Annotated in this window: 23 protein-coding genes, 2 other RNA genes, 1 pseudogene and 3 riboswitches; of the genes and pseudogenes, 14 read left to right on the forward strand and 12 right to left on the reverse strand. The window is 40.6% G+C overall.

Annotated elements, in window-relative coordinates:
• Positions 1 to 56: 56 nt before the first annotated feature.
• Both E4K68_RS15435 and E4K68_RS15440 read right to left on the reverse strand, forming a co-directional pair.
• On the reverse strand, positions 57 to 926 hold the full coding sequence (locus tag E4K68_RS15435) for a TIGR03915 family putative DNA repair protein (RefSeq protein ID WP_135379830.1): 870 nt from the start codon (positions 924 to 926) through the stop codon (positions 57 to 59).
• Complete coding sequence (locus tag E4K68_RS15440; RefSeq protein WP_135379859.1) at positions 905 to 2,206, reverse strand: putative DNA modification/repair radical SAM protein; 1,302 nt, start codon at positions 2,204 to 2,206, stop codon at positions 905 to 907. The genes E4K68_RS15435 and E4K68_RS15440 overlap by 22 nt, the downstream gene beginning before the upstream one ends.
• 223 nt (positions 2,207 to 2,429) lie before the next feature.
• Positions 2,430 to 2,535, forward strand: a riboswitch (TPP riboswitch).
• Between the two features lie 14 nt (positions 2,536 to 2,549).
• On the opposite strand from E4K68_RS15440, the gene E4K68_RS15445 reads away from it, so the two are divergent.
• Both E4K68_RS15445 and E4K68_RS15450 read left to right on the forward strand, forming a co-directional pair.
• A complete protein-coding gene (locus E4K68_RS15445; protein ID WP_199241792.1) occupies positions 2,550 to 2,804 on the forward strand; it encodes a hypothetical protein in 255 nt (84 codons plus the stop codon).
• Between the two features lie 441 nt (positions 2,805 to 3,245).
• On the forward strand, positions 3,246 to 4,691 hold the full coding sequence (locus E4K68_RS15450) for a DEAD/DEAH box helicase (protein ID WP_135379831.1): 1,446 nt from the start codon (positions 3,246 to 3,248) through the stop codon (positions 4,689 to 4,691).
• A gap of 172 nt (positions 4,692 to 4,863) precedes the next feature.
• On the opposite strand, the gene E4K68_RS15455 is transcribed toward E4K68_RS15450, so the two are convergent.
• The gene (locus E4K68_RS15455; RefSeq protein ID WP_158291439.1) at positions 4,864 to 5,373 is read right to left on the reverse strand and encodes a hypothetical protein; all 510 of its coding nucleotides are present in this window, start codon (positions 5,371 to 5,373) and stop codon (positions 4,864 to 4,866) included.
• Between the two features lie 200 nt (positions 5,374 to 5,573).
• Positions 5,574 to 5,789, reverse strand: a complete 216-nt coding sequence (locus E4K68_RS15460; protein ID WP_135379833.1) for a small acid-soluble spore protein Tlp — start codon at positions 5,787 to 5,789, stop codon at positions 5,574 to 5,576.
• A gap of 279 nt (positions 5,790 to 6,068) precedes the next feature.
• Between E4K68_RS15460 and E4K68_RS15465 the strand changes: the two genes are divergently transcribed.
• On the forward strand, positions 6,069 to 6,389 hold the full coding sequence (locus tag E4K68_RS15465) for a DUF1992 domain-containing protein (protein ID WP_135379834.1): 321 nt from the start codon (positions 6,069 to 6,071) through the stop codon (positions 6,387 to 6,389).
• Positions 6,390 to 6,437: 48 nt separating this feature from the next.
• Here E4K68_RS15465 and E4K68_RS15470 read toward each other — a convergent pair whose 3' ends face one another.
• Positions 6,438 to 7,256, reverse strand: a complete 819-nt coding sequence (locus E4K68_RS15470; RefSeq protein WP_135379835.1) for an AAA family ATPase — start codon at positions 7,254 to 7,256, stop codon at positions 6,438 to 6,440.
• Positions 7,257 to 7,525: 269 nt separating this feature from the next.
• Here E4K68_RS15470 and E4K68_RS21480 point away from each other — a divergent pair, with 269 nt between their 5' ends.
• The 8 genes and pseudogenes from E4K68_RS21480 to E4K68_RS21150 form a co-directional block, all read left to right on the forward strand.
• Positions 7,526 to 7,660, forward strand: a complete 135-nt coding sequence (locus tag E4K68_RS21480) for a hypothetical protein (RefSeq protein ID WP_282432998.1) — start codon at positions 7,526 to 7,528, stop codon at positions 7,658 to 7,660.
• Between the two features lie 181 nt (positions 7,661 to 7,841).
• Complete coding sequence (locus tag E4K68_RS15475) at positions 7,842 to 8,942, forward strand: ROK family transcriptional regulator (protein ID WP_135379836.1); 1,101 nt, start codon at positions 7,842 to 7,844, stop codon at positions 8,940 to 8,942.
• A gap of 560 nt (positions 8,943 to 9,502) precedes the next feature.
• Positions 9,503 to 11,014: a sugar ABC transporter ATP-binding protein gene (locus E4K68_RS15480; protein WP_135379837.1), complete on the forward strand. Its 1,512-nt coding sequence runs from the start codon at positions 9,503 to 9,505 to the stop codon at positions 11,012 to 11,014.
• Position 11,015: 1 nt separating this feature from the next.
• Entirely contained in the window at positions 11,016 to 12,011 is a 996-nt protein-coding gene (locus E4K68_RS15485) for an ABC transporter permease (protein ID WP_135379838.1), read from the forward strand.
• 128 nt (positions 12,012 to 12,139) lie between these two features.
• The gene (locus tag E4K68_RS15490) at positions 12,140 to 13,132 is read left to right on the forward strand and encodes a sugar ABC transporter substrate-binding protein (RefSeq protein ID WP_135379839.1); all 993 of its coding nucleotides are present in this window, start codon (positions 12,140 to 12,142) and stop codon (positions 13,130 to 13,132) included.
• A 288-nt stretch (positions 13,133 to 13,420) separates the two neighbouring features.
• A complete protein-coding gene (locus E4K68_RS15495; RefSeq protein ID WP_135379840.1) occupies positions 13,421 to 14,461 on the forward strand; it encodes an NAD(P)-dependent alcohol dehydrogenase in 1,041 nt (346 codons plus the stop codon).
• A gap of 49 nt (positions 14,462 to 14,510) precedes the next feature.
• On the forward strand, positions 14,511 to 16,040 hold the full coding sequence (gene xylB / locus E4K68_RS15500) for a xylulokinase (RefSeq protein WP_135379841.1): 1,530 nt from the start codon (positions 14,511 to 14,513) through the stop codon (positions 16,038 to 16,040).
• A gap of 112 nt (positions 16,041 to 16,152) precedes the next feature.
• Positions 16,153 to 16,292, forward strand: a pseudogene (locus E4K68_RS21150) (citrate/2-methylcitrate synthase); the annotation flags it as partial.
• Between the two features lie 210 nt (positions 16,293 to 16,502).
• Here E4K68_RS21150 and E4K68_RS15510 read toward each other — a convergent pair.
• Complete coding sequence (locus E4K68_RS15510; RefSeq protein WP_243450403.1) at positions 16,503 to 17,927, reverse strand: C40 family peptidase; 1,425 nt, start codon at positions 17,925 to 17,927, stop codon at positions 16,503 to 16,505.
• A 3-nt stretch (positions 17,928 to 17,930) separates the two neighbouring features.
• Positions 17,931 to 18,071: riboswitch (cyclic di-AMP (ydaO/yuaA leader) on the reverse strand.
• Between the two features lie 298 nt (positions 18,072 to 18,369).
• Between E4K68_RS15510 and ssrS (E4K68_RS15515) the strand changes: the two genes are divergently transcribed.
• Together ssrS (E4K68_RS15515) and E4K68_RS15520 are read left to right on the forward strand one after the other, a co-directional pair.
• Positions 18,370 to 18,557, forward strand: a non-coding RNA gene (ssrS, locus tag E4K68_RS15515) — 6S RNA.
• A gap of 340 nt (positions 18,558 to 18,897) precedes the next feature.
• Positions 18,898 to 19,449 carry a LysM domain-containing protein gene (locus tag E4K68_RS15520; protein WP_135379842.1) on the forward strand — a complete coding sequence of 184 codons (552 nt, stop codon included), beginning with the start codon at positions 18,898 to 18,900 and terminating at the stop codon, positions 19,447 to 19,449.
• A gap of 233 nt (positions 19,450 to 19,682) precedes the next feature.
• Here E4K68_RS15520 and E4K68_RS15525 read toward each other — a convergent pair whose 3' ends face one another.
• Positions 19,683 to 20,678: an NADH:flavin oxidoreductase gene (locus tag E4K68_RS15525; RefSeq protein ID WP_135379843.1), complete on the reverse strand. Its 996-nt coding sequence runs from the start codon at positions 20,676 to 20,678 to the stop codon at positions 19,683 to 19,685.
• A 212-nt stretch (positions 20,679 to 20,890) separates the two neighbouring features.
• Between E4K68_RS15525 and ssrS (E4K68_RS15530) the strand changes: the two genes are divergently transcribed.
• A non-coding RNA gene (gene ssrS, locus E4K68_RS15530) (6S RNA) lies at positions 20,891 to 21,074 on the forward strand.
• A gap of 284 nt (positions 21,075 to 21,358) precedes the next feature.
• Here ssrS (E4K68_RS15530) and E4K68_RS15535 read toward each other — a convergent pair.
• From E4K68_RS15535 to E4K68_RS15555, 5 genes are all read right to left on the reverse strand, one after another.
• A complete protein-coding gene (locus E4K68_RS15535) occupies positions 21,359 to 22,942 on the reverse strand; it encodes a thiamine-phosphate synthase family protein (RefSeq protein ID WP_135379844.1) in 1,584 nt (527 codons plus the stop codon).
• Positions 22,943 to 23,017: 75 nt separating this feature from the next.
• Positions 23,018 to 23,131, reverse strand: a riboswitch (TPP riboswitch).
• 191 nt (positions 23,132 to 23,322) lie between these two features.
• Positions 23,323 to 23,748, reverse strand: a complete 426-nt coding sequence (locus E4K68_RS15540) for a DUF350 domain-containing protein (protein ID WP_135379845.1) — start codon at positions 23,746 to 23,748, stop codon at positions 23,323 to 23,325.
• Complete coding sequence (locus E4K68_RS15545) at positions 23,739 to 25,106, reverse strand: glutathionylspermidine synthase family protein (RefSeq protein WP_243450404.1); 1,368 nt, start codon at positions 25,104 to 25,106, stop codon at positions 23,739 to 23,741. Before E4K68_RS15545 ends, E4K68_RS15540 begins: the two co-directional genes overlap by 10 nt.
• Positions 25,000 to 25,461, reverse strand: coding sequence for a hypothetical protein (locus E4K68_RS15550; protein ID WP_135379846.1), 462 nt, complete (start codon positions 25,459 to 25,461; stop codon positions 25,000 to 25,002). The genes E4K68_RS15545 and E4K68_RS15550 overlap by 107 nt, the downstream gene beginning before the upstream one ends.
• Before the next feature lie 22 nt (positions 25,462 to 25,483).
• Complete coding sequence (locus tag E4K68_RS15555) at positions 25,484 to 25,933, reverse strand: hypothetical protein (protein ID WP_135379847.1); 450 nt, start codon at positions 25,931 to 25,933, stop codon at positions 25,484 to 25,486.
• Between the last annotated feature and the right edge of the window lie 171 nt (positions 25,934 to 26,104).

Below are 26,104 nucleotides of genomic sequence, written 5' to 3' on the forward strand. Positions count from 1 at the left end.
TACCCTAATTGATCAATGTGAAACAAACTCAAGGTGGCAAATGAAAAGATACCGTCTTACTTGCGAGTTGGATATTGGAACGGGGAAGCTAAAGCACCTATCGAAGTTGGTAGTATTTCAGTAGCAGTTTCCGCTACACGCCACTGATCTGGCCCTTTAGATTTAGCTTGTTCAATACTATCATCCAATTCGGTCATGTGATCCCAATACCGTTTCGGCATCAGTGCCATACGACACTGTGGATTATTTCTACTTTCAATGGCAATCGTTTTATAGAATTGCTTCCATAATTGACGGTACTCAATTTCAGTACCGTCAACTTCTGGCAACGTCAACTCGTCGGCAAAGATCAGCTCCGCTTTTTGTGACCGATAAATTAAGGCCATACTGTGAGTTTTATCATAAATCATAAATGTTTCGTTCCGGAATCGGTCGCAAAAATGCACTGATAGAAGAGGCAACACAAAGTTTTTAGGTTCAATTACCGCCACTAACACTTCGCCATAAACGGAAAAACGAACAAATCCCATGAACTTCTGACTTTCAGACGTTAAATGGCGTACAGCTTTTTGGAGGGAACAAACCGTATCGTCCGTGAGCATCGTCATCACCTTGCACCCATACTTAAAACCCAAACGTAGGAAATGATAGATTAACAATTCTTTATTCGGAGCACATGTTAAAAAACCAAGCTTAATCAACTCCTGTGCTTTAGAGGATATCTTTGATGGAATCGAGTTAAAAACCCTGTCTGCCTTATGTTCGTCCGTTTCAATCCATTTCGCCGTATCAAAAAGGCTCTGCTGTACACCTGGGGGTCGGATGATACTGGGATTCTCCTTTTGCTCGTAGCTTTCAAAAACGCAACACATCAGCCCTTCAAAACTACCATCATAAGCGTAGACTAAATCTGTCCTGTCAGGCATTGTTGCACATCCTCTCTCGTAAGGAAAGGCTCGTTAAATAGCGACAGCTGTTCAGGATAAGGAGACGGAAGCTTGTGTTGATCAGCCATAAGGGCTCTAATGGCTCCATCGGACGTTATTTTTAAACCCTCCATGATTTTTCCCTTACAGGTAATAAAATACTGTGCGCGTTTTAGGACAATACCCATCTTTTTAAGTCCAGAAAAATCGATCGGGCCAGTTCTCCTAGCTGTAAGAATACGCATCGCACTTGTCACGCCGATTCCAGGCACTCGTAAAAGCATCTCATAGGGCGCTTTATTAATCTCAAGAGGAAACTTCTCTAAATGGTTGAGTGCCCAATTGCATTTGGGATCCACTTGTAAATTGAAATTAGGATTTTGTTCATCAAGCAGTTCTTTAGCTTCAAAGCCGTAAAACCGTAAAAGCCAGTCGGCCTGATAAAGCCGATGCTCTCGCACTAGAGGTGGTTTGATATCTATAGAAGGTAGTAGTGAATGCTCAGCCACCGGTATATAGGCAGAGAAAAAGACTCTCTTAAGATGGTATTTTCTGTAAAGCCCTTCGGTTAGAGTTAATATCTTATGGTCTGTGTCGGGAGTCGCCCCCACAATCAGCTGTGTGCTCTGTCCGGCTGGCACAAATTTGGAAGCATGACGAAATTTTACTAGATCAGTACTGCTTTCCTGGATTTTAGTAGTAATCAGTCCCATCGGACGTAGTATGGACTCCTTCGTCTTGTCTGGGGCCAAGAGCTTTAGACTCTCCTGAGAAGGCAGCTCAATGTTTATACTCATCCGGTCAGCCAAAAGTCCCAAGCGGGTAATGAGCTCACTATCTGCTCCTGGTATTGCCTTGACATGAATATAACCGCCAAAGTGATAAACGTTACGCAATATCTCAAGAGCCTTAATCATTTGCTCAATCGTATTGTTCGGATTTTTAATGACCCCTGAACTCAGGAATAAACCCTCTATATAGTTCCGCCGATAGAAGTTGATTGTAAGTTCTGCGAGTTCTGAAGGCGTAAACCCGACTCTTACGATATCGTTTGACATGCGATTGACACAGTATTTGCAATCAAAGATGCAGACATTCGTCATCAGTACTTTTAGTAACGATATGCATCGCCCATCGGCCGAAAAGCTATGACAAATCCCAGCTTTTGCTGCGCTACCTATACTGCCTTGCTTGCCACTTCGGTCTACACCGCTGGAAGTGCAAGCCACATCATATTTAGCTGAGTCTGACAAGATTGTCAATTTATTATAAATATCAATGTTCAACACCCCTTACCTAGCAACTATTAAACACTATAATATGAAACGTATGTTCTTGTCAAAAGGAAAAAGGGCAAACACGTGTAAGAGTGTGATCGAGCAGGAGGGCGAGCACATATCAATAGAAACCTTTTAGATTTGCCATCAGAAATAGGGGTGTTAATCATGGCGGAAATTAAAGATTGCACTGAAACACTCAATGTGTTAGTGTAATATAGACTTAATATGGTAACAGGGGAGCTGGAGTTTTCTGGCTGAGAGGGGCAACTTGCCCGACCCTCAACCTGATCTGGGTAATGCCAGCGGAGGAAGGATTTGAGAATAGGGACGCCGCATTACTGCGGTGTTTTTTTATGCTCAGTTCCCCTGCAGTCTCGCACGGCGGACCTTAACAAGGCATACCGTTTTATTGATCACGCACGATATTGATGAGGCTATTCTTCTTTCGGACAGAGTCGTTGTTCTAAGCCAACGTCCCGCTCAGATTATCCAAGAGTTTAAAATCCCATTCCCACACCCGCGTGATCCGGATGAGCTGTTGCTTTCTAGTGTTGCGTTAGATCTTAAAAGGCAACTATTGCACCTACTCATCCCTTAATCACAAGAATTTCTCGCTAAAAGCAAGACACTTCACGAGAGAAAGATTATCGACATGTTAGCTAACAGCCAAACCGAACAGTTGTGCCCCGCACTTCGGACTTCGTCGCAACCATCCTTGATCGCTAACCGATCCGGGCGATGCGAGGGCCTACTTTTGATAGCCCGATCAAGGATGATTATCGTCTAGATCGGGTCATTTTAATCCCTAAGCTGGAGATGTTTGTGCTCACCATACATTCATCGAGAGAGTACAGGAAGTATGGCCCGGCATTAATAGATAGGTTTATCCAACATAAAGGGTAATAGGTAATAGGCGACAGCTAAGTATGAAGGAAATTGAATGTTTCAGGGCCTATTCATTTATACTATAGGAGATCGAGCTTAGGAGAATTTGAAAAAAGCGTGCATCAGAAATCGTAATAATGAAAGAGATGACTAAATGATCGATCGTAATTTTAACGGATATCAATTAAGTAGCGAGTTATTAAAAGCCATTAGTTTGTTGAATTTCATCAGTCCCACCAAAGCCCAGGAACAGGTGATCCCGGCTGTCTTGGCCCGAAAGGATATCATCGTTAAGTCCCAAACTGGTAGCGGAAAGACGGCGGCCTTCGCTATTCCTATTTGCGAATTAGTGGACTGGGAACAGAATAAACCGCAAGCCTTAGTGCTCACACCAACCAGAGAACTTGCAGCTCAGGTCAAAGAAGATATGTTCCATATTGGCCGATTCAAAAGGTTAAAAGTTGCTGCAATTTATGGGAAGTACCCTTTCCACGTTCAGGAAAAGGAACTTAAACAAAAAACCCATGTTGTGGTTGGAACCCCAGGTCGGTTGATCGATCATATCGAAAGAGGGACTATTGATACATCCAATATAAACTATCTCGTCATCGATGAAGCCGATGAAATGCTGAATATGGGTTTCATCGAGCAAATTGAAACCATCATTTCCAGCTTGCCTCAAGAACGGGTGACGATTTTATTGTCAGCGACAATGCCTCAAGACATTAATGTTTTATGTAATAAAATCATGAAAGACCCAATCTGTATGGAAATCGAAGAACAACATCCAGCGACAGATCGGATCGCTCAAGAACGATATCAGGTCGATCAAACGGATAAAATGCAGCTTCTACTAGATCTAACGATTGTCGAAAACCCGGATAGCTGCATGATATTTTGCAATACCAAACAAACGGTCGATGAGGTGTACGCTGAACTCGTAAAGCTAAACTATTCTTGTGAGAAGCTTCATGGGGGAATGGAACAACGGGATCGATTGAGCGTCATGAATGAGTTTAAGCAAGGATTTTTCAGGTATCTATGTGCAACAGATGTTGCGGCCAGAGGTCTGGATATCGAGGACATTACCTTGGTCATTAATTATGATATCCCATATGACCGAGAAAGCTATGTTCATCGGATCGGTAGAACAGGCCGCGTCAACAAGTTGGGTAAAGCCATTACGTTTGTTACCAAAGAGGAAAATAAATTTTTGAAGGATATCCATGACTACATCGGAAAAGAGATACTTTTGAAGGAAAGACCGGAAGAAGAAACGGTGCGTCAGTCGAAACAATATTTCATGGCGAAAATCAAGACGCCGCCAGATATCAAAGAAACAAAAGGCGCGCAGCTGAGCACTGAAATTATGAAAATCCATGTGAATGCCGGGAAGAAAACAAAGATGAGACCGGTCGATATTGTTGGCACACTATGCAGTATTCAAGGAATAACTGCGGCTGATATCGGGATCATCAATATCCTGGATGTATCTACCTTTGTCGAAATCTTAAACAATAAAGGTGAGCTGGTGCTGCAAGATCTGCAAAACACTCCGATCAAAGGTCGGCTTCGGAAGGTAAGCAAGGCGGATAGGTGAAAGGGAGACTCTGTAGTTTTGTAGTGCCAAGAGAAGAGAGTCATAATTCAGCTGGCTTCCGAACTTTGCCAATGAACTACGGAGGCCTTTTATAGATGACACCACATAAACAATTTCATACAGCGCCTAAACTGTTGGAAGGGTGCTGAACATCGCGGCAAAAAGTACTTAATCAAATATGTACGAGCATGATACCCACCAAAACGCACGCAATGACCAAATGCCACTGTTTTATTACACTGACCTTAAGAACTTTGTGCTTATACATTGCACCAGATAGAATGACCAATAGCATAATAATGAGTGCGATATATCCGGTAAAGTTGCGACTCGGTCTACCGAGATCATTGACGATGAAAAAGATACTATGACCAAGGCCTATAGCAAATGATATCCAGCCGAGCGCAATGTGTGATTCTCTCAAATGAAGAATTGTTAAACCGCTTTTTACTTCTTTTACCTTTGCGATTTTCTTTTTACTCAGCCAAAAAATAACAGAACCTATTGCCAAGATTATTGAGATGAATCCCATCTTGTTCCAAAATCGTTCTTGCGTTCGGATAGACCAGTCGTTTATACCGTAACAGGATAACCAAATTGCATATAAGCAGAATAATGCACAACAAGAAGACCATAAGACTGTATCTGAGCAGAAAGTCTTCTTAGTCTGTAATATATTCAAAAATAATCCACCTCCAAATTTAATTTTAAGTTTATGCTATAAATTTTAGCAAGTGGTTAATTAATTGTGAAGTTTTTGAGAATAAATTGCTCATTTCAACCTCTTTCTACAAAATTAGAGAGAAAGAGGTTGAAATGAGCAAAGCTCCTTCCTAAACCGGAAGGAGCTGCTTGATTGGGTGGAACGCAAGATAGAAAGCTTTAATGCTGAGCTTCGTCTCTTTTTTCCGCTATGAAACTCTTAATACTTTCTTTGCGTCGATCATTTTTAGCTTCAATATCATGCTTCTCATCCGCTGTAATCTCATCTGCATGCTCGTCAAGGTAATCTTCAGCTTCATGCAAATTTGCTAGAGTATGATCGATATGTTCTTGCAGGTGCGCCTCATTATCCGCCCGATTATCTGGTTTAGCCAATTTAATCCCTCCTATCCATCATGATTCTCTTTATGATGACCTAAATTGTAAGGAACTATGCACGCCATCGGCAATACTAAATTGAGGAATATCTGGGGAAATAATTGAGGTTTTAAAATATGTAGTATCAAGAGTATGGCTCGAAAGAGCAAGGTGCTTCGCGTATCGACGCGGAGCACCTTGCTCTTTATTTGGGGAATTTTCTTAGTGCAGGGGGGGCACCTTCAACATATAATACAAAAACAAAGATTATTTTGTAACATGTGAGGGGGTAGCAACGTGAAGGATATCTTTAGTATTTTTACTGAACGGAGAATTCAGGAAGCGATTGCTAGGGGGGATTTCAAGAACCTTCCTGGTGCAGGAAAACCTTTAAAAATTGAGGGTCTGTACTTTTTACCTCGAAAGCTTAGAGCAGCATACATTGTTCTGAAAAATTCAGGCTATATCGATCAAACCACTAAAGGTTACGATCATTTGCCACCGTCTACAACTGGCGCTTCACACTTATCTGATGGAAATCCTTCTATTTCTAGACAAGATCTTTCTGAAAAGGTCTATAATCATAACGTCATGATGGATTGCAGACATAGGAGATAGAAAGTATCTGGTGTGCATGAGCTCTGGCAAGTGAATTAGTGATGTCAATCATGCTATGGCAAATACTTCCTTTACAAAAGAAAGATACTCTGGTGCATTTTTAATATCAGGTTCACCATTGGATTGAGCTAACCCATGTCGTATGGCACGTTTGATAATTGTGTCAAAAACCTTGATATCTGGGGTTTCAGCAAAACGTTTCCGTAGTTCTTGGAGCATCACATGATGAAGGTTAGTATGGTCTTGGACCATCGTAGGTAATAGCCCTAAAATATTTACCTTTGCACCTTGTTCCTGAATACTCTTGATTAAAAAAAGTGTGTCGTAGATGCCATCAATAGATAGACCCTCCGGAAGGACAGGGATGATAATATCTGTGGAGGCTAAAAGGGAATTCATAGTTGGTATGTCATTGCTCGGAGAAGTATCAATTAGTATGTAATCGTATTGAGTTTTTATCTGACCGATTGCATTTTTCAAAAGGTATTTGGGGGCGGGAAATTGCTTGCTATTAAGATGTGCCATTACTTTTGGGCTAAGATCAGAAAGAGAATTGTTTGACAAGTACAGATCCACTCCAAACGCATTCTGCTTGATGTCTTTCATTTTTGCTTCGCCAATTAAAACATCAAAAATTGTTTTCTTTAAGTCAATCTTCTTGATTCCAAACGAAAATGCAATGTGACCTTGAGCATCCATGTCGATGATAGCCGTCTTATATCCGAGACTAACTAACCCTACTGCCATGTTTGTGACGGTTGCCGTCTTGCCAACCCCACCTTTCTGCGAGGCAACAGAAATGATACGTGCAGTTTTAACAGTATTAGGAGTATTAGCGATATTAGTAGTTTTAGTATGTTTAGCCATGTGACAACAACCCCTTCTTAAACTATTTATGGTTTATTTTACCATATTATACAAAGGGAGTATATACTTTGATTAAGTAACGTAGAGTAAAGTAAAGCCAAATTAACCTAATGCAAGGCCTAGGCTCCCTTAAATAAAGGCAAGTGTAAACGAGGACTCAGATTTATCGAGCGACAATTGTCTCGCAGAAAATCCTTAGTTCCTATAACAAACTCTTAAATGAAGCGGATGCTTTGGCTCTCGAGGATAAAGATATTTTTTATGAGTTTATGAGCATCTGGAAGTTGCTTGAAGAAGTTAAAGAAGAGTCGACTAAGAAAACAATGTCCAATCAACAGCTGCTAAGCGAACGCCCAGCGGCTGTTGATTGGACATTGTTTTCTTACTTAGTTTATCTCTCATGAATCCCAGTTTTAAAGTTAGAAAAATCGCTCAACATTCTTTGCTGACCTTAAATGTGAGGGGAATCTCAAAACCGACGCGATTGCAAAGTCAATAAAAATATACTATTATTAAATAACATTATGAAAAGACATTTATGAAAGTCGGTGATTAGATAAATTGGCAATTAATAGAGTAAATAGCATGGAAGTGAAAAAGATCAATCGAAATGCTATATATAAATTTTTGTATAAGCATGACCCTATTTCTATACAAGAAATCGCTCATACGTTAAATATGAGTTTACCCACCGTTACACAAAATCTTAAAGAATTGCAAGAAAGAGATTTGATTATTGAGACAGGGTTATTTGAATCTACAGGAGGCAGAAAAGCAAAAGCAATTACATACAACAATCTTAAATATGCTGTTGGATTAGATATTACAAGAAATCATGTAGGAATTGTATTAATTGATTTAAGCGGAAAAGTGATTAAAAACATACGAAATCAGTATCCATTTGTTAACTCCAAAGAGTATTTTGAAGGGGTTGGTAATTTAGTAAGGCACTTTATAGAGGATTGCACAATAGAAAGTTGCAGAATTTTAGGTGTGGGTATTGCCTTGCCTGCAATATTATCAGCTGATAAACAAATGGTAAATTACGCTACAGTTATCGATTTCAAAGGGGGAAGCGTAAAAGATTTTTCTGAATTTATTCCATATCCATGCATTTTAAGTAACGATGCTAATGCGGCTGGATTTGCAGAATTATGGAACGAAGAAGATATCCAAAATGTCGTATATCTTTCTCTTAATAATAGTGTGGGTGGATCTATTATCATCAGTAAAAATATTTATTCAGGGCAAAATCAACGTAGTGGTGAGTTTGGACATATGACAATTGTTCAAAACGGTCGTACTTGTTACTGCGGACAAAAAGGTTGTGTAGATGTATACTGTTCAGCAAAAGTTTTATCAGATAGCACAAACGGGAATATTTCTGAGTTCTTTAGACTTTTACGATTAAATAATGAGCCTCAAAAAGCTCTGTGGGAAGAATATCTTACGCATTTAGTGGTAATTATTAACAACTTAAGAATGCTCTATGATTGCAATGTTATTCTAGGTGGATATGCTGGAGCATATATGGACGAACACATAGAACATTTAAGAGAATTAGTATGTAGAAGAAATTCTTTTGAGGTTGACGGAAGTTATCTACATGTCTGTAAATATAAATTGGAGGCTACTGCCGTTGGAGCAGCCTTACAACATGTTGAAAGCTTTATTAATAATGTTTAGTTTATTGTCGGGGTTGTACCAAACCGTTATGAAGTGCTTCCTTTAGTACGAATTCTAAACTATGATATCATCTTTACTGGATATTTTAGTAGTTCAGGCAAGATGATATTTTCATGTCTAAAAAACTACAGACAGCTTTATCTATCGAAATATGCGTTTAAGCTGGGCCTTAGGGCTATTTTAGGCACCACATATTCTAGCTCACTCCAAAATTTGAATACTGCTAACATTGAAGCTACGCGAATAAATAAGGTTGTTCCATAAGTGGAATACTTAGCAATAAAGGAGTATTTTAACTAATATTTTGTCAACAATTGGAAAAATAATTGGATTATTAAGTAAATTCCAAATATTATATTATAGTTGTTGACTTAAGTCAAAAAAGCGTTATAATCTTATTAAAACCAATTTACAAAAGTGTTATATAAATCATAACAAATAAGTAAAGTTTGTTTTTAAAGGGTTTCTGTTAGGAGAAATATGGATGTAAGAGATTCTATTCTGATTTCGGGATCAGCATGAGAAAAATATTAAACAAATAATCTCATGGGGGAAGAAAAATGGAAGAAACTATTAAGTTAAGAGTATCGCAGATTGAGAAATTATTTCCAGGGGTAAAAGCTCTTGATAAAATTGATTTTACTGTCAAAAAAGGTTCCGTCCATGTTTTGTGTGGAGAAAATGGGGCAGGAAAATCAACATTAATGAAAATCATTAATGGTATTTATCAACCAGATAGTGGACAGATTTACATTGACGAAAAACCAGTGAAAATAAATAATCCTATCCAAGCGAGAACCTTAGGTATCTCAATGATCTTTCAAGAGATGAGTTACGTTCCAGAGATGACGGTAGAAGAGAATCTATTTCTTGGGAATCTTCCTGTAAATAGATTTGGTAATGTTAATTGGAAGGAGGTAAGACAACGCACTAAAGAGCTATTAAAGGCAGAAAATTTACCTTATTCTCCTACGACACCACTCAAGGATCTAACGATATCAGATATTCAAATGTTGGAAATTATTAAAGCTATTTCTTATAAATCCGATATCATCATAATGGATGAGCCGACCTCAGCGATCACACTTAAGGAAGTAGACAAACTATTCCTTAAGATAAGAGAACTAAAAGCTAGAGGAGTAAGTATCATCTATATATCTCATAAGTTGGATGAAGTTTTCCAGATAGCTGATGAGATAACGGTGTTAAGAGATGGAACAGTTGTAGAAAGCCACCCTAAAGAAGAACTGGACATCGAAACGGTTATCGCCCTGATGGTGGGACGTAAACTTACCACGACATATCCAAAGGAACAAGTAGATATCGGGGAAGATATGCTTCAGGTCGAAAACATGAACTGCACAAATGTGTATCATAATATTAATTTTCATGTTAGAAAAGGTGAAATTTTGGGTTTTGCAGGGCTAATGGGTGCTGGACGAACTGAAGTTATGCGTTCGCTATTTGGCCTGGATGCGAAAACATCGGGTGTTGTAAAAATCAAGGGTAAGGAAGTTACTATTAGAAACGTACGGCAGAGTATTGATCATGGTATGGTGATGCTTTCTGAGGATAGGAGAAGATACGGTATTATTCCTATGCGATCTGTTAAGGAAAATACAACTCTATCCAACTTGAAAAGCGCTTTTTATGGTTTCAGGAACCATAAAAAAGTTGAGAAGAAAATTGTCTCCGATATTCTCAATAAAATGAGAATTAAAACACCAACCATTGATACACCTATTGCATCATTGAGTGGAGGTAATCAGCAAAAGGTAGTTCTTGCCAAATGGATGATAAGGAATCCAGATATCCTAATTTTGGATGAACCTACTCGAGGTATTGATGTAGGTGCTAAATTTGAAATCTATAAGCTCATGACTGATTTGGCCAAAGACGGTAAAGTAGTTATCATTGTTTCTTCTGAACTTCCTGAGGTAATTGGTATGTGTGACAGGATTTATGTCATGGCCAAAGGGACTATTACAGGAGAGATAAATCGAGAAGATTTTTCCCAAGAACTCATTATGAGGTATGCTACTGGAACTTTAACATCTGACGGGGTGAACTAAAATGAAAATAAGAAGCAATTTTTGGAGTACAGTAAAAAAGAAATATAGCATTTATATGATTTTGATTGCATTATTTATTGTTTGCTCGTTGGCAAATCCCAATTTCCTGTCGGTAAATAACTTAACCAACATTTCCAGGCAGTTGTCAGTAACCACTATTCTGGCACTGAGTGCGACCATGCTTATCATAAGTGGAATGCTGGACTTGTCATCAGGGTCTGTCCTTGCACTTGCAGGAGTATTTGCAGTATCTGCCTATAAAACGACAGGTTCTTTGTTAATAGCAGTAGTTGTTGGAATTCTGACTGGGGTTATATGTAATGTAATTAATGCCATTATGATTAGTACTTTTAAAGCACCTCCTTTTATTGCTACATTGGCAATGCTTACAGTAGCTCGTGGTGTGGCACTCCTATTTACGAAGGGACAAAATATTCTTCAGCTTGGAAATTTTGTAGAGTTAGGACAGGGATCAATCGGGATAATCCCCATTCCTATTATTTTTCTAATAGTCATTGCAATTCTGACGTGGTACTTATTAAATCATACCCGGTTCGGACGTTCTCTTTATGCTGTCGGAGGGAATGAAGAAGCGTCCATTGCTTCAGGGATTAACGTTCACAAGGTTAAATATACTGCCTTTATTATCAATGGTATTTTTGTAGGGCTTGCTGGTGTTCTATTTATGTCCCGTGTCAATGCAGGTCTTCCAAATGGGGCTATCAATTATGAGTTTACTGCTCTAACAGCAGCAATTATTGGTGGAACGAGCTTTTCTGGCGGTGTTGGTACTGTAGGAGGAACGCTTGCCGGTGCGTTCATTGTAGGATTTTTAGATAATATTATGAACCTAACCAATGTAGATTCCTATATGCAGCAAATAGTTCGTGGCACAATTATTGCGCTTGCTGTAATCTACGATATCCGCACCAGGAACCGTAGAGCAAACAGTATGTTAGGCAGAATAGAGGATAAGGGTGTTGTAGAAAATAAGTAAAAACATCAGATAAGGCTTCTAATTGGATAGCACTTAATATTGTTAAACGCGGTCATTTAACCAACAACCTAGTTATAAGCCTTGCTGTTAATAAATAAAAAATATAACTATAGAGGATGGGGTAAAGAATGAGAAAGAAACTGTTAAGTGTAGTATCTATGGCACTCGTAGTAGGTTTATTAGGTGGATGTGCATCAACTAAGCCAGCAACACCTGCTCAGACTGACACGGCTAGTGGCCAGAAAACCTACAAGGTTGCTTATATAGCACGAGCTCAATCAGATTCATTTGCGGCTTGGCTTGCAAATTCAGTAAAAGAAGAAGCCAAGAAATACCCAAATATGAAACTTGAGGTTTTCGATGGACAGGCAAATGATGACAAAGAAAACTCCATGATTGAGAATGCCATAACCAACAAATTTGATCTAGTAATTGTACAGCCAAATAGTGGCGAATCTCAAAGACCCTATGTAGAAAAGGTTGTTAAAGCTGGTATATTCGCCATCACAACGAACGCACGTATTTCTGGTATTGAAGGTGCATCTTCAGTAGATGCTCAACCATATGAGCAAGCAGCGGTTAATGCGCGTGCAGCTTTAAAACAAATTCCACAGAATGCAAAGGTAGTTGTCTTAAAAGGACCTTCTGGTAACTTCCATGCAGACGAAAGACGTAAGAGCTGGCAGAAAGAGTTCTTTGACAAACGCCCTGATGTTAAAATCGTTGGTGAGCAAATTGCTAATTGGAACAAAGATGAAGCTATGAAGTACATGGAAGACTGGGTACAGGCTAATGACAAAATTGATGCTGTCATTTCTATGAATGATAACATGGCCGCTGGAGCACTTGAAGTTGTTAAAGGCAACCCAAAATTTGCAAATATTCTTGCCTATGGTGTTGATGGAACTGCTGAAGCATTACTACTGATTAAAGATGGCAGAATGACTTCTACGTGTTTGCAAAATGCTAATGAACTCGCAGAGAAAATGCTAGATGCAAGTAATAAGCTATTAACCGGTAAAGAAAAAGTGATTAATACAGATATCGGTAACCCACTCGTTACCAAGGAAAATGTTGATCAATACATTGAAATCCTAAAAAAATCGGGATCAATTAAATAAGACATTTTGGCTCTCTAGAGTCCACAGGACATTCTCCCCTTAGGGATGAATGTCCTGTGGGCAAAACGCGCAGTGCAGGCACCCTTCCTTCGTACCTATTAAGCTCCGATTTTTCGTTAATAATATTGCTGTCTTGTTGGGTAGATGTCATGCCTATTCATTTTGTGAATATGTGCTAGTGGCCGATTTCCTCCCTAAAGTTTCTATAATATAGTTCACTTCTACTATAGCGTTCATCTCTACTTGCACCTTTTTTAACTTAATTTATCACTTAAGGAGGGGTACTCAATGAAAAATAGAGCAGCATACATGACTGGTCTCAACAAATTGGAAATAAGGGAAATTGAAGTCCCTGTACCGAAAGAAAAACAAGTCCTTGTAAAACTCGAGTATGTTGGAATTTGCGGTTCTGACGTACACTATTTGGAACATGGGAAAATAGGAGATTTTATTGTCGATGGAGATTTTATACTTGGTCATGAATGCGCAGGCACAATCGTAGCCATCGGATCAAAGGTAGAAAACCTCAAAGTTGGAGATAGGGTCGCCTTAGAACCGGGATGTACATGTGGTGAATGTGAATTTTGTAAGACTGGCAGATACAATCTTTGCCCAGATGTAGAATTTTTAGCTACACCGCCCTATCATGGTTGCTTAATGAACTATATAGCATTTCCGGAAAATATGGCATTTAAGCTACCAGATACGATCACCACTAAAGAGGGCGCACTCGTTGAACCATTAGCAGTTGGTATGCATGCCGCAAAGCAAGGTAATGTTAAGTTGGGAGATTCAGTGGTGATCCTCGGCTCAGGAACTATTGGTCTAGTAACGCTTCTGGCGTGTAAAGCGTTTGGTGCAACTGATATTACAGTTGTTGACGTTATTCCAAAAAGGCTTGAATATGCTAAAAAACTGGGAGCTACGACTGTAATAAATGCTACTGAAGTGGATGTTTTAGCTGAAATTGATAAAATTACGGATAAAAAAGGCGTCGATATTGTAATAGAGACTGCAGGGTCTGTCCAAACAATTACTCAAACCCCATATCTTATAAAAAATGGTGGTTGTATAGTCCTTGTCGGCATGGCACCTCAGGATATTATCGAATATAACTTTGCAAAAATCTTGGCTAAGGAAGCAGAAATTAAATCGGTTTTTCGTTACAGAAATATCTATCCTCAAGCAATCAATGCGATTGCAAAGGGCATTATTGATATCTCTGGGATTATTACTCATGAGTTTGATTTTGATGACGTTGCCCAAGCATTTGACTTCGCCATTAACCATAAACAAGAGGTAGTTAAAGCAGTTATAAAAATCGATTAGACGATTACACCAAATTTTGGGGACTTCCATATCAGGAGGGATGCGCGCGATGCAATATTTACTTGGCGTTGATTTAGGAACTTCGGGTACAAAAACTGTGTTGTTTGATTTTGTTGGAAACGTAATTTGTTCAAAGACGATAGAATACCCATTATATCAGCCAGCTAATGGGTGGGCAGAGCAAGACCCTTCTGATTGGTGGAATGCCACATGCGATGGTATTAAATACGTTATTACTAAAAGCGGCATAGATGCCTCTGAAATTTCGGGTATAGGTCTTTCAGGACAGATGCATGGGCTTGTAATTCTCGATAGAAATGGCATCGTTTTAAGAAATTCGATCATTTGGTGCGATCAACGTACAGACAAAGAATGCCAGCAGATGAATAGTATAATCGGTGAAAAACGACTCATTGAAATTACAGCTAATCCTGCGCTTACAGGCTTTACCGCTTCCAAGATACTTTGGGTTCAGAACAATGAACCTGAAGTATATGAGAAATGTGCACATATTTTACTTCCTAAGGATTATATCCGATATATGCTTACGGGTGAATTTGCTACAGAAATGTCAGATGCCTCTGGTATGCAACTCATGGACATACCTAAACGTTGTTGGTCTGATGAAATATTATCCAAGTTTAATATCGACAAATCTATGCTGGGGAAGATCTATGAATCTCCAGACGTTACAGGTAAAATACACAGAAGGGCAGCTGAGTTGACGGGACTCCGTGAGGGCACAATCGTTGTGGGCGGTGCAGCCGACAACTCTGCAGCTGCTGTTGGTACAGGTGTTGTAAGGGCAGGTAATGCTTTTACTACTATAGGTACTTCCGGTGTCGTGTACGCAATTTCGGATGATGTTTCCATTGACATTAAGGGAAGAGTGCATACTCTATGTAGTGCTGTGCCAGGGAAATGGACGCTCATGAGCTGTACTTTGGGTGCTGGCTTATCGTTAAAATGGTTAAGAGATACTTGCTGCAATGAGGAAATGATCGAGGCTGAAAAGCTAGGAGTTGACCCCTATGTTGTTATGGGTCAGTTAGCCCAAAAAGTGATGCCCGGAGCAGGTGGACTTGTTTATCTACCTTACTTGATGGGTGAACGTTCTCCACATCCGGATCCATATTGTCGAGGGGTATTCTTCGGATTGTCCGCTTCGCATGATCGAGCTAACATGATTCGAGCAGTCATGGAGGGCGTAGCATTTTCCCAGCTGGAATGTGTCGATGTATTCAAGGAAATGCGGGTAAATGTCGACGATATGATCGCCTGTGGTGGTGGTGGAAGAAGTCCTGTTTGGAGACAGATGCTTGCGGATATGTACGGTTGCTCTGTTAGCACGATCAAAGCGGATGAAGGGCCTGCCCTCGGTGTAGCAATACTAGCGGGAGTTGGAGCAGGTATCTATGATTCTGTAGAAGCTGCTTGTGACAATTTAGTCAGTAAGAAAAGTATCCAAACCCCAAATCTGTCAACACGTAAGGTGTATGAAGACTATTACGAGCTTTATAAGAAATTGTACACTGATTTACAGCCGTCGTTTAAGTATTTATCTAAACTCCCAAAATAAAAGACAACAGCCGATCCTCTCAAACCACCAGTCGCCTTTTAGTGACTGGTGGTTTTATACTAAGCTCATTCCTGTCTAGAAGCAGGATCGCTTTTTTAAGGGTGATTAGGATGTGACTTACGTCGTCACTTCTACCGGTGCAGAGATACCTACTCTGCTATGGCCGCAGCTATTGGTGCGCTTAAGGGACCGCGACATGGAGGGCTTAACATTAAGGTTGTCCAGATGATACCGGATATTGAAAGACAAATTGAATCATTATCTATTATTCTATTACAAGAAAGAAACAAGGCTGGAAGCATGAGACTTCCGACCTTGTTTCTTCGTAAACTGTTCTACCCATTTTTGACGTAGGCTATTGATAGCCAGCTCTGCCCATTTGGAATTATACACACCTAATCGCGTAAAAGAATTGGGAAATCGTCACCTACTGCGGCGCGTACCCTTCTATGTAGAGGGGCTCTAATACCTGCGAGCTCCGAGATAACGGGAGGAGTAAAAGCTATCACTAAGACTTGATGTAGTAACCCCACTACTAGGGTTACTGGCATGAACAAAACGTCCTCCCCCCATATATATGCCCACATGAGATGCACCCGTAGTATACGTTGTAAAAAATACTAAATCGCCTGGCTGAAGATTATCTCTGCCGACCGCAACTCCCGAAGCGAATTGTGCATACGATGTACGAGGAAGTGATATCCCAGAACTTGCGTAGACATACTTGGTAAAAGATGAACAGTCAAAGCCACTTCGAGTTGTTCCGCCAAAAACATAGGGCGTCCCTTGCAAACTGAGGGCGCGATCGACGATGGTTGAAGAACCATTGCCTCCCCGAGAAACAGCCAAAGCTACTTTGACAGGCCGACTACTAGAACTTTTAGCAACGACTTGATTGACAGGAACTTGAATAATCTTTTCATCTAATACTTGCTTGGTAACGTCAATACCATTCCTTTGCTCATAAGAATAGGTAACTAATTTTGAGCCATTACTGCCTTGTTCAAGGACTTTTGTTTGACCGGTTCCTAAACTGTTATCAGCTTTTGTTTCGACGTCATAGGGAATTGTTTCTTGACCTGAATAGGTTCCCTGACTCACGACAGTAAGATAAGGTGTAGAGTCAACAAGCTTAATCAGTTGACCTGGCTTCAACTTTGTATCTTTAGTTGCTCCCGGATTACCGGCTAATACTTCGTCTGTCATCATATTGTTTTTGCGAGCGATAAGCCACCAAGAATCACTGGAAAGGACCGTGTAATCCCTTGTCCTTACTTTACCGTCAAGCAACACTTTAAACGCTTGATCAAGTTGTTTCATTTGATCTGGTTGAACTTCTGCCTCTTCGACACTAACTTTTTCAGCAAAATTTACGGAAGTCACCTTGTTTTCATCACTGGGTTTAACAAAATAGGCTTCATAGTCTTTTAGAACTTTATCGGAATCTTCTTTGCTGGGTAATACTGCGATAGTAGAACCGTCTGCCTCTAACTTGTAACCATCAAGATAAACCTTTAATTTATTGTCCAACGTCTTTTCGCTCAAAGTAGATTCAAGATAGACCGCGGGATGAACTCTGACAGTTTCATAACTGATTTGGTCATGCGTTTTGGCAATCAGCCCGAATGGCTCGCCACTTTGTTTGAGAAACGTGTCAATGAGATTTTTACCAGTATTAACATTACGGACTAAGCCGATCTGTTGACCGTTAATCATGACAGCAGCTGCAGACGTCGTGGTCGAAAGAAAATAGGTGAGCCCGCCAGTTAACATAATTGTAATAGATAAACTACCGATGACTAGCGGTGATTTCCAAGATATTTTTCGTCGAGTGTCGTGGAGAACTTGTTGGATAAGCTTTTTGTTTTGAGTCCAATTGAAATTCAAATAATTTTCACCCTTCTTAGCTTACGAGGTTAGTTGACGGATTCGGGCATCAAGGTGTTAGCCCGACGCGTATGGTATGCGCGTTTCACCCCATAAAAGTATCCCCCGCTCTAGGTGTGAAACTAGATTCAGCTTTTATATCTTTACTTTGAAAGCATAGCAATTAATATTCGACAAGATATGCATATGTCCTCTAAATCTATTTATGTAATATATGGCATTGTATCTTATAGGCCGCCCAGATGCGTACACAGGTGAGGATAATGTGCAATTATCTTCCTAGATATAACTATCGATTTAAACGAGCGTTGCAAGGTATATGATACGTGAGGGGATATAGTGGGACCAGGATATAGATGTCATTATAGCCAATAATCAACTAATGCATTAACAGATGTATCTTGCTAAAATAGCAATATGCCGCAAGGAAATGCGTTAAATATACTTCCTGCGATGTACGAAGACTTATGTTTGGTTTTGATCCTATATAGATGACCGGGAGTTTAATAATCTTTCCTAGTAGGTCAAGCCCTTTTTAGGAAAAGGGAAGACTGAACTGTAAAGTGAAGACGCCCACCTGCGAGAGCAGGGTCAGAAACCAAATTAGTCCAACGGCATTGTGGGGTTAAATACTATTTTTGGGGTCACCGGTTCAATCCCGGTTAATGGCTCCAGCAAATCAAGGACTGGCGAAATTGACAGAAGCGGAAGTTTAAGGGTGTGTAGTTAACACCGATCTTATTTAAGAGACGATTTATTAGAATCGTCTCTTTTTGCTATATTTACATCGCGAACTAATACTGTACATGGCATGGAACAATGTATTCGGATGGATTGACCAGTTTAGTCCAACTCGGAAAGTCACTGTGGCGAATATGTACATCAAAGATATTGTAGATGAAGTACTCAAAAGTGTCAGTGTAGAAATTCCTCCATATTATATAGCCAAATCTATAAAGGGGTGATAAGAATGCCACGCGTTCCTGCCGCATGCCCTACCAATTATGCCGGACACTATACTGTCAATCCTGGGGATACAATGTTTATCATATCGAGTATTTTTAGGATCAATTTATCGGAACTCGTCAGAGCAAATCCTCATATTACTGACCCTAACGTTATTTTTTCGGGTGATATATTATGTGTTCCAGGTCAAATTCCCTTTCCTTGCTGTGTCACACTGGATCTTGTTCAACCCGCCGAATTAGGTGTAGCGGGAGTAGCTCTTGTTTATACTAGTTTCGTAGGAACACAAGCAATCAGTGTTATGGCGGTGATGGATGCTCTACCTGTTGGGTTTGATATATTGATTGCAGAAGTAAACCTTCCTAATCAGGTTACTTCACGCCAACAACTATACCCATCACCTCAAACTCCGCCTACTTTTTCAGGAACTACCTTTTTTCCGACTGCCGCATCATTGACACCGGATACAATAATAAGGGTTTTTCCAGCCAATAGTGCTACGGGGAACCAGGGATCCATAAAATTGCAGGGAAGTTTAAATCGTTGTCATAGATAAACATACTTTTGACCCTATAGGTATTTCATTTATGACCTAACGCAGCTTGCAACTAAAACTCCGCTTAATTGACAACGCAAGGAACCCTCCTATTTCCATCAGAAATAGGAGAGCCGCCATCTAGAATCATTTTTCAATTAGACCTTTACAAGGGATGCCAGCCACCTGTTCCGAATAAACAAACATCAAGCATAAATATGTCCTCAATAACCAATGATTAAAGGCTTTTAGCGTTAATTGAGCATGCTATTGATAGCCTGCTCTGCCCATTTGGAATTTTGAAGGATCGCCCTTCCTACACCAATGAGGTCTGTTTTCTTTTCAGCTAGCAATTGTTCGGCTGCTTGTACTTCGGTAATTCCACCCGTGAGAATTACCGGAATGGAGACTATCTTTTTGATGGCTTCGCTGAGCGGTGCAAAATAGCCTTGTCCGCTAAGGTCAGGTACCATATATCCTGAGAAACCGCCGGAAATATCAAGAATATTTACACCGGCCTTTTCAAATTCTTTGGCGGCGACTTGACTATCCTCGATAATAATTCCGCCCTCTCTAAAATCAGACGCACCTAATCGTAAAAGAATTGGGAAATCGTCACCTACTGCGGCGCGTACCGCTTCTATGACTTGCAGGTGGAGACGAATACGATTATGTACATTTCCACCATATTCATCGGTACGTTTGTTGGTTAGCGGGGAGAAAAATTGATTGAGAAGGTAACCATGGGCGGAATGGATTTCTACGCCATCGAAGCCAGCCTCCTTAGTACGTCGAGCTGCATTTTGAAAGGCACTGATGATATTCGCAATTCCCTCGCGGGTAAGCTCATTTGGCATACCCCCTCTACGTGGGTGTGAAACTGCTGAAGGAGCTACTGGGGTAGTTCCGGTAATTTCTTGAGTAGTATTGCTTCCAGCATGATTTATTTGCATCATAGTCTTAGAGCCATTACGGTGAATGACCTCCGCTAATTTCTTTAGGCCTTCAACCATGCTGTCGTCTGAAACGGAAAGCTGTAGGTCACTTGCTTTCCCATCTAACTTGATAAAACTGTGTTCAATGATTATAAGCGAAAGGTAGCCGCCTTCGGATTTTTCTGCATAGTAGTCTAGAATTGACTGGTTTACTTTCCCATTGGGATCTGCTTTCGCGGTAGCCATGGGTGGCATTACTAAACGGTTAATTAGAGTTAACGGGCCTGCTTGTAATGGTTTAAGTAAATGGGACATAAATTCAACCTCCCTAGTTGTATATAACCATATGTTATAGCTGGGGAATTGTTTTGGCAAGTAAATCGAATCTGATTTAATACTACAGAAAGACTAATTGGGGAGTATAGAGAGACAGGATATAGCTGTCATTATAACCAATAATCAACTAATGCATTAAAAAATTTATCTTGCTACAATAGCAATACGCCGCAAGGAAATAACATTATATATCCTTCCTGCGATGTACGAAGATTTTTATTTGGTTTTGATCCTATATAGATGACCGGGAGTTTAATAATCTTTCCTAGTAGGTCAAGCCCTTTTTAGGAAAGGGAAGACTGAACTGTAAAGTGAAGACGCCCACCTGCGAGAGCAGGGTCAGAAACCAAATAGTCCAACGGCATTGTGGGGTCAAGAAAACATAGGAGCAGGTACATTTTCGTGAGAAAGAATGTACCTGCTCCTATGTTTTCCTTTTTTGTTTGCCTATGCCTGTGGTAGGCGAGATTGAGTCGATTTTCTTGGTGACTTTTGATTAATTGAACCCCCAGAACACCGGCTAAGAGGCCAACGATGTAACTGATATCAGTTCCTCCTAAGTAATGTGGGCCATGTAACCTGTATAAAGAGTGGAGGACATAAGGGAACAGAGAGCAGGAGCAGAAAGTTTTTATAGGTATCTTCAAAAGTTCTCGCCCTTAGTTTAATAATGAGTTTATCTTTAATATCTTTTCAGTCAATTCATCAAGGGTTTCGGCTAGGATCAGAATTAGAATCTCCAAGTTTATTCTATCAGGAATGGAGATAACATCCGGGAGTATATCAGTTTCCATAAACATTCCTTCCAGATCCCGAATAAAATCACCTTCATTTTGCCTGTAGTCTAAGGCAGTAGGCATTTTGGATACCGTTAAACCCGCCTTACTAGAAGCCTGAAGAATAGCAGGGGTGTTTCTCAGATTAATAAGGCAACGTGTCTGAGGGGAATATTTGCGAAGACTTAACAATGTTTCACCCATGTTCACGGAACCTCCGAGTTCAGGTAGACCCAGTGTAACGGTGGTGTTTTTATAACGGAGAATTCTGCCTGGAATACCGGCTATTTCATCAAGTGATTTGCTCATTGGAGATGCATAGGCAATGTTTGCCCCAATTTCCGGTAGCATTCTATAGATGTTCTCTTGACAGAGTATGCTTACACATGCTTGGAGCTCTGTACATAGCTTTATTGAAGTTCCATTTGTTTCTTGAATTGAAGGGCTCTCTGGTGAGAGCAGTGGGCTAAAAAACACATCCCAGAATTTATCAATCGGAGGCGGAATGAGTTCATATTTTTCACCGTTATCCATATAGTAACAACCTTTGTCTGGGGACGTGACTTTACCCACTATAGCAGAGTCTATCCCTTGTTCGGCAAAAGCGGCCATCAATTCGGCAGTTTTTTTAGTAGAACAGGTTAAGACCAATGTTCCTTCACTGATGATTTCTAATGGATCAAGCTTAAAATAATTACACAGAGCAGCGATGTCTTCAGGAACAAATATCTTATTCTTATCAATTAGCATTCCTTTACCTGAAGCCTGGGCTACCTCCCATAAACCTCTCATAACGCCACCTTCTGTAGCGTCATGCATGGCGTGAACCCCACCAACAGTCGACGCTATGTGGGCATCCTTTACAACAGATACATCTTTCATTCTTTCCGCAGCTTTGTTGACTAGAGAAGGGGCTAAGACGGTGGACAGAAAATTTTTATGTTCATAACCAAGTAAAGCTCCTGCCTCGATCGCAGCACCTTTGGTGATTAGAACGTCATCACCTACTTGAGCCCCCTTAGGCGAGATATACTCATCAGCGAGCCCCCAAACCGTAATTCCTCCGATAGTAGGTACGACTACTGCCCCGTAATATCCTGTATGTCCACCAACGATGGAAATTCCTAATTCGCTGGCATATTTACTGATACTCTTAATCAGTTCTCCTGTATAATTGTCTTCTGTACCGGGAGGTAGAAGTAGGGAATAAGTCATAAATTGGGGTTTAATTCCCATTACCGCAACATCACTTGCTCCAATATGCACAGTGACGTATGCGAAATCATCAGCTGACATGGTCATACTAGGGAAGATGGGATCTTCGGCTATAGCCATATAACGATCGCCAATTTTGAGAATCGCCGCATCGACACCCATACTTGGCCCAATGATGACCTCGGGTTTTTGTTCTCCAGTAAAGGATAAGATATTTTTTTCAAAGAAATCATCATTTACTTTTCCGATCATTTGTTTTGCCTCCTCTTTAAAAAAATAAAACCGCAATCCTAAAATAGGTTGCGGTAAAAACATTTGTAATGATTCACATTACTGATTTTTCCATCCCTACGCCAGCATTATCCGGGTCAGGTTATAGGGTCAAAGACTTTATTGGGTCTTTATCTCAGCCGGCCTCATCCAGCTCCCCTGAAAAAACATAATTAATTTGTGGCGGTTAATCTATACACTTAATATACTTCTATATCTATGAGGATTCAATGCAAAAATTGGAATAAATTTTACTGGAAACGTTTCGAGAGGCAATACATAATGTGAAAGATTCTATAAGGGCTCAGCTTGGAAACATGAGTTACGGCTTCTAGCCTTGAGTCTATCCTTAGGTTAAGAAATTAATAACTAATTAACGAAGCCATTAGTATTCCCGTTGCTATACTTAAACAGAAAGAGAAAATACCGACCGCCACATTACCATTAGGTATTTCACGACGTACCTTAATAGTAGGGGTTAATAATTCAAAGAGCCAGTATACGATAATTAAGAAGACGGTTCCGGTCAGTGTCCAAACAGTCATATCTAGGAGGTCTACCGAGTGATAAATGGCTGATGCAAGGAGAATAGCAAGGCCCAGAATCTTACCTCCTAAATCAAATGCCACGGCTTTGGCAGCAGCGACCTTCTGCGGATTTTCCAGATCATCCCCGAAAGCCATAATCTGAAATTCTTTGTAGGGTGTTGTGTATGTAAAGAGCATCACAGCTAATAACATCAAAGGAATCGTGACCCCTAAATACTTAAGAAAGTTAATCAGATACATTTACCATCTTCCTCCTTAATAGTTTTTAGACATATAGGCAAGAAACACGAGAGATTGCCGGTGATTCGCTCCCCGATACGGGCACTTACAGCTGAAGCTTTGCCTCCGACCAAAAAAGAACCCCATAGCAGCCTTCCTTGATAAGGCCCACTCAAAGTATTACTTTCAACCACTTCCATATCAACCCTTTTCTGATAAATCATCGGTTGATCCCAATAGAAGTCATCCTTATCCTTTTCAACAAGTTGGCCGTCCGCTTCAAATAGACTAACAGCCCCACCCTCTCGGCCAAAGATGGGCTTGGTCACATATGGTTCCTTGTTTAGAAACCGGTTTTCCATATAGGTAGGAAGCATATAAGTCTCAATCCACTGATGTTCTTCAGTCGTATAAAACTCACCAGTTTCATGTAAATTCCAGATCAAGCTTTGAAGTGCCTTGGTTTGCGCTACAAATGCTGAGGGTGGATTGATAATTGCTAGTTTACCTCTAGCTACCAAATCAAGGACGTGTGCCCCCGTCGGGTATCGATCTCTCTCATCATTGTCTTCAGCGAGTTTCTCTAAGGCATGAAGACGATACCACACATCAATGGGTACGAGTTGCTCCTCGGCCAGAGCACACAACCGGTCTTCAGAAATCCTCAAGTCCTCGAGCGCTACAAACTGTGCCGACAGGCCGGAATGATTCAATAAATACTTCACGGTGTCCCGGTCCTCATCATGCCAGCCCAAGGCGCTAAAAACTATGGAGTTAGTAGCATAACCCTGTTTTTGATACGTTTCAATTATACTACCGAAAGCTTCTTGTATTTGCCCATTAACTCCTTCGTTCGGGTTTTCTACCCCGAAAAACCTGCAAGCTTTGGCGTTAACAAAGAAAGCTTCTACGACACTGGTCGGCGTATCTGCGTTAAATTCAATCATTTTAATCCCTTCGGCCGTCTGCACAAAATCAAAGCGACCGATCACCGTCACCATTTCGGGCTTAACGAGCACTCGAACGGCAAGCAATGCTTCCTCAGGAATTCCTAACTCTCGTAATAATGCATCATCTGCGCTCTGTACGGCAAGTACAGTTTTTGCATAAATACCGCCTAAGGCCTCGGTTGCAAAAGCAATCTCTTGACGGAATTGCTGAGTAATTGGATGAATTACTGCCAGTCCGTACTCCGTTCCATTCATCCAATCCCATGAAAAAACTGATCTAAGCGGACCGTAAAGCTGTTCTCTTAGTTTCTCATAGGGCAGCTCAGCTGGCACTCGATCCACCTCCGCCAATCCCGCCATGAGAACCACTCGTAATTCCTGTCCCTCCCGCCGCGGAACTACTCCCACCCGATGTGCTCGTTGAGCCACTACGCCCCCAGGGGGAAACTCCTGTAATGCCTGATTTACTTTTAGTGGTGCCTGAACCATCCACTTCATCCGAGTTAGAAGAACTTCCAGAAACTCCAGAGCCACCCGATGAAACACCAGGATTCCGTACAGTTCCAGAGCCAGATCCACGTCCACTAAAAAATCCAAATGGCCCTAAAGGACCGAAGGGACCGAAAAAACCGCTGAAGAATCCCTGACTGTGATTGTCTTGCAGAACGATCGGATTGCCATCTTTATCGTAAACAACTTTTTGTTCTGTAGGAGTACATCCCGAGGTGCCTAGTACCAAGGCTGTTGAAAGAAATAAACTTACCATTTTAGAACTCTTATTCACTTTTTTTCCCCTTTCTTGTAAATTAACTCGTCTTTTTTACATAGAGAACATAGGTCTGTCTATCCTCATCCACTTCTAAAGACGTTTGCTCCCACTCCACGCCTTCTAACGTCAAATAGTTGCACTGACCAATTATGGCGATATCTGTTAAATCACTCAACTCCATGTTTTGTATTATAGGATATTCGTTGGCATCCTCTCTGTATTCTCTGATTTCCATAACGATAAAACCCATTCCAACCGTCGAACGACGATTCATGGGAATCGGAATTTCATCGGTTGCCTTTTTCACATAGATGACATGGAGTGGCGGTTCAATTGCATTCGATGTTTTCTCATACACTACGCCATCTTTAATAAAATAGTCACATAGAAAACGGGTCACTATTTCATCTCTGGGGATAGAGTTATAATGATAAAGCGCTGGATAACCATTTTCGATGTCAAGTAGACGATACTCAAGTTTGGCCATTAACTTTTATTCTCCTTTCCTTTCGTACGAAACATGGTTAACAATCTGGAAGTGTATTTCCACTTTCGTACGAATCTTTCCTGCTATGTACCAAGAATATCTTGGTCAGCTCTAGTCTGACACGGAAGTGATCGTAGATGAGCCATATATACACGGCATCGCAGATGTCAG

The organism is Desulfosporosinus sp. Sb-LF, assembly GCF_004766055.1.
Classification (GTDB): domain Bacteria; phylum Bacillota; class Desulfitobacteriia; order Desulfitobacteriales; family Desulfitobacteriaceae; genus Desulfosporosinus.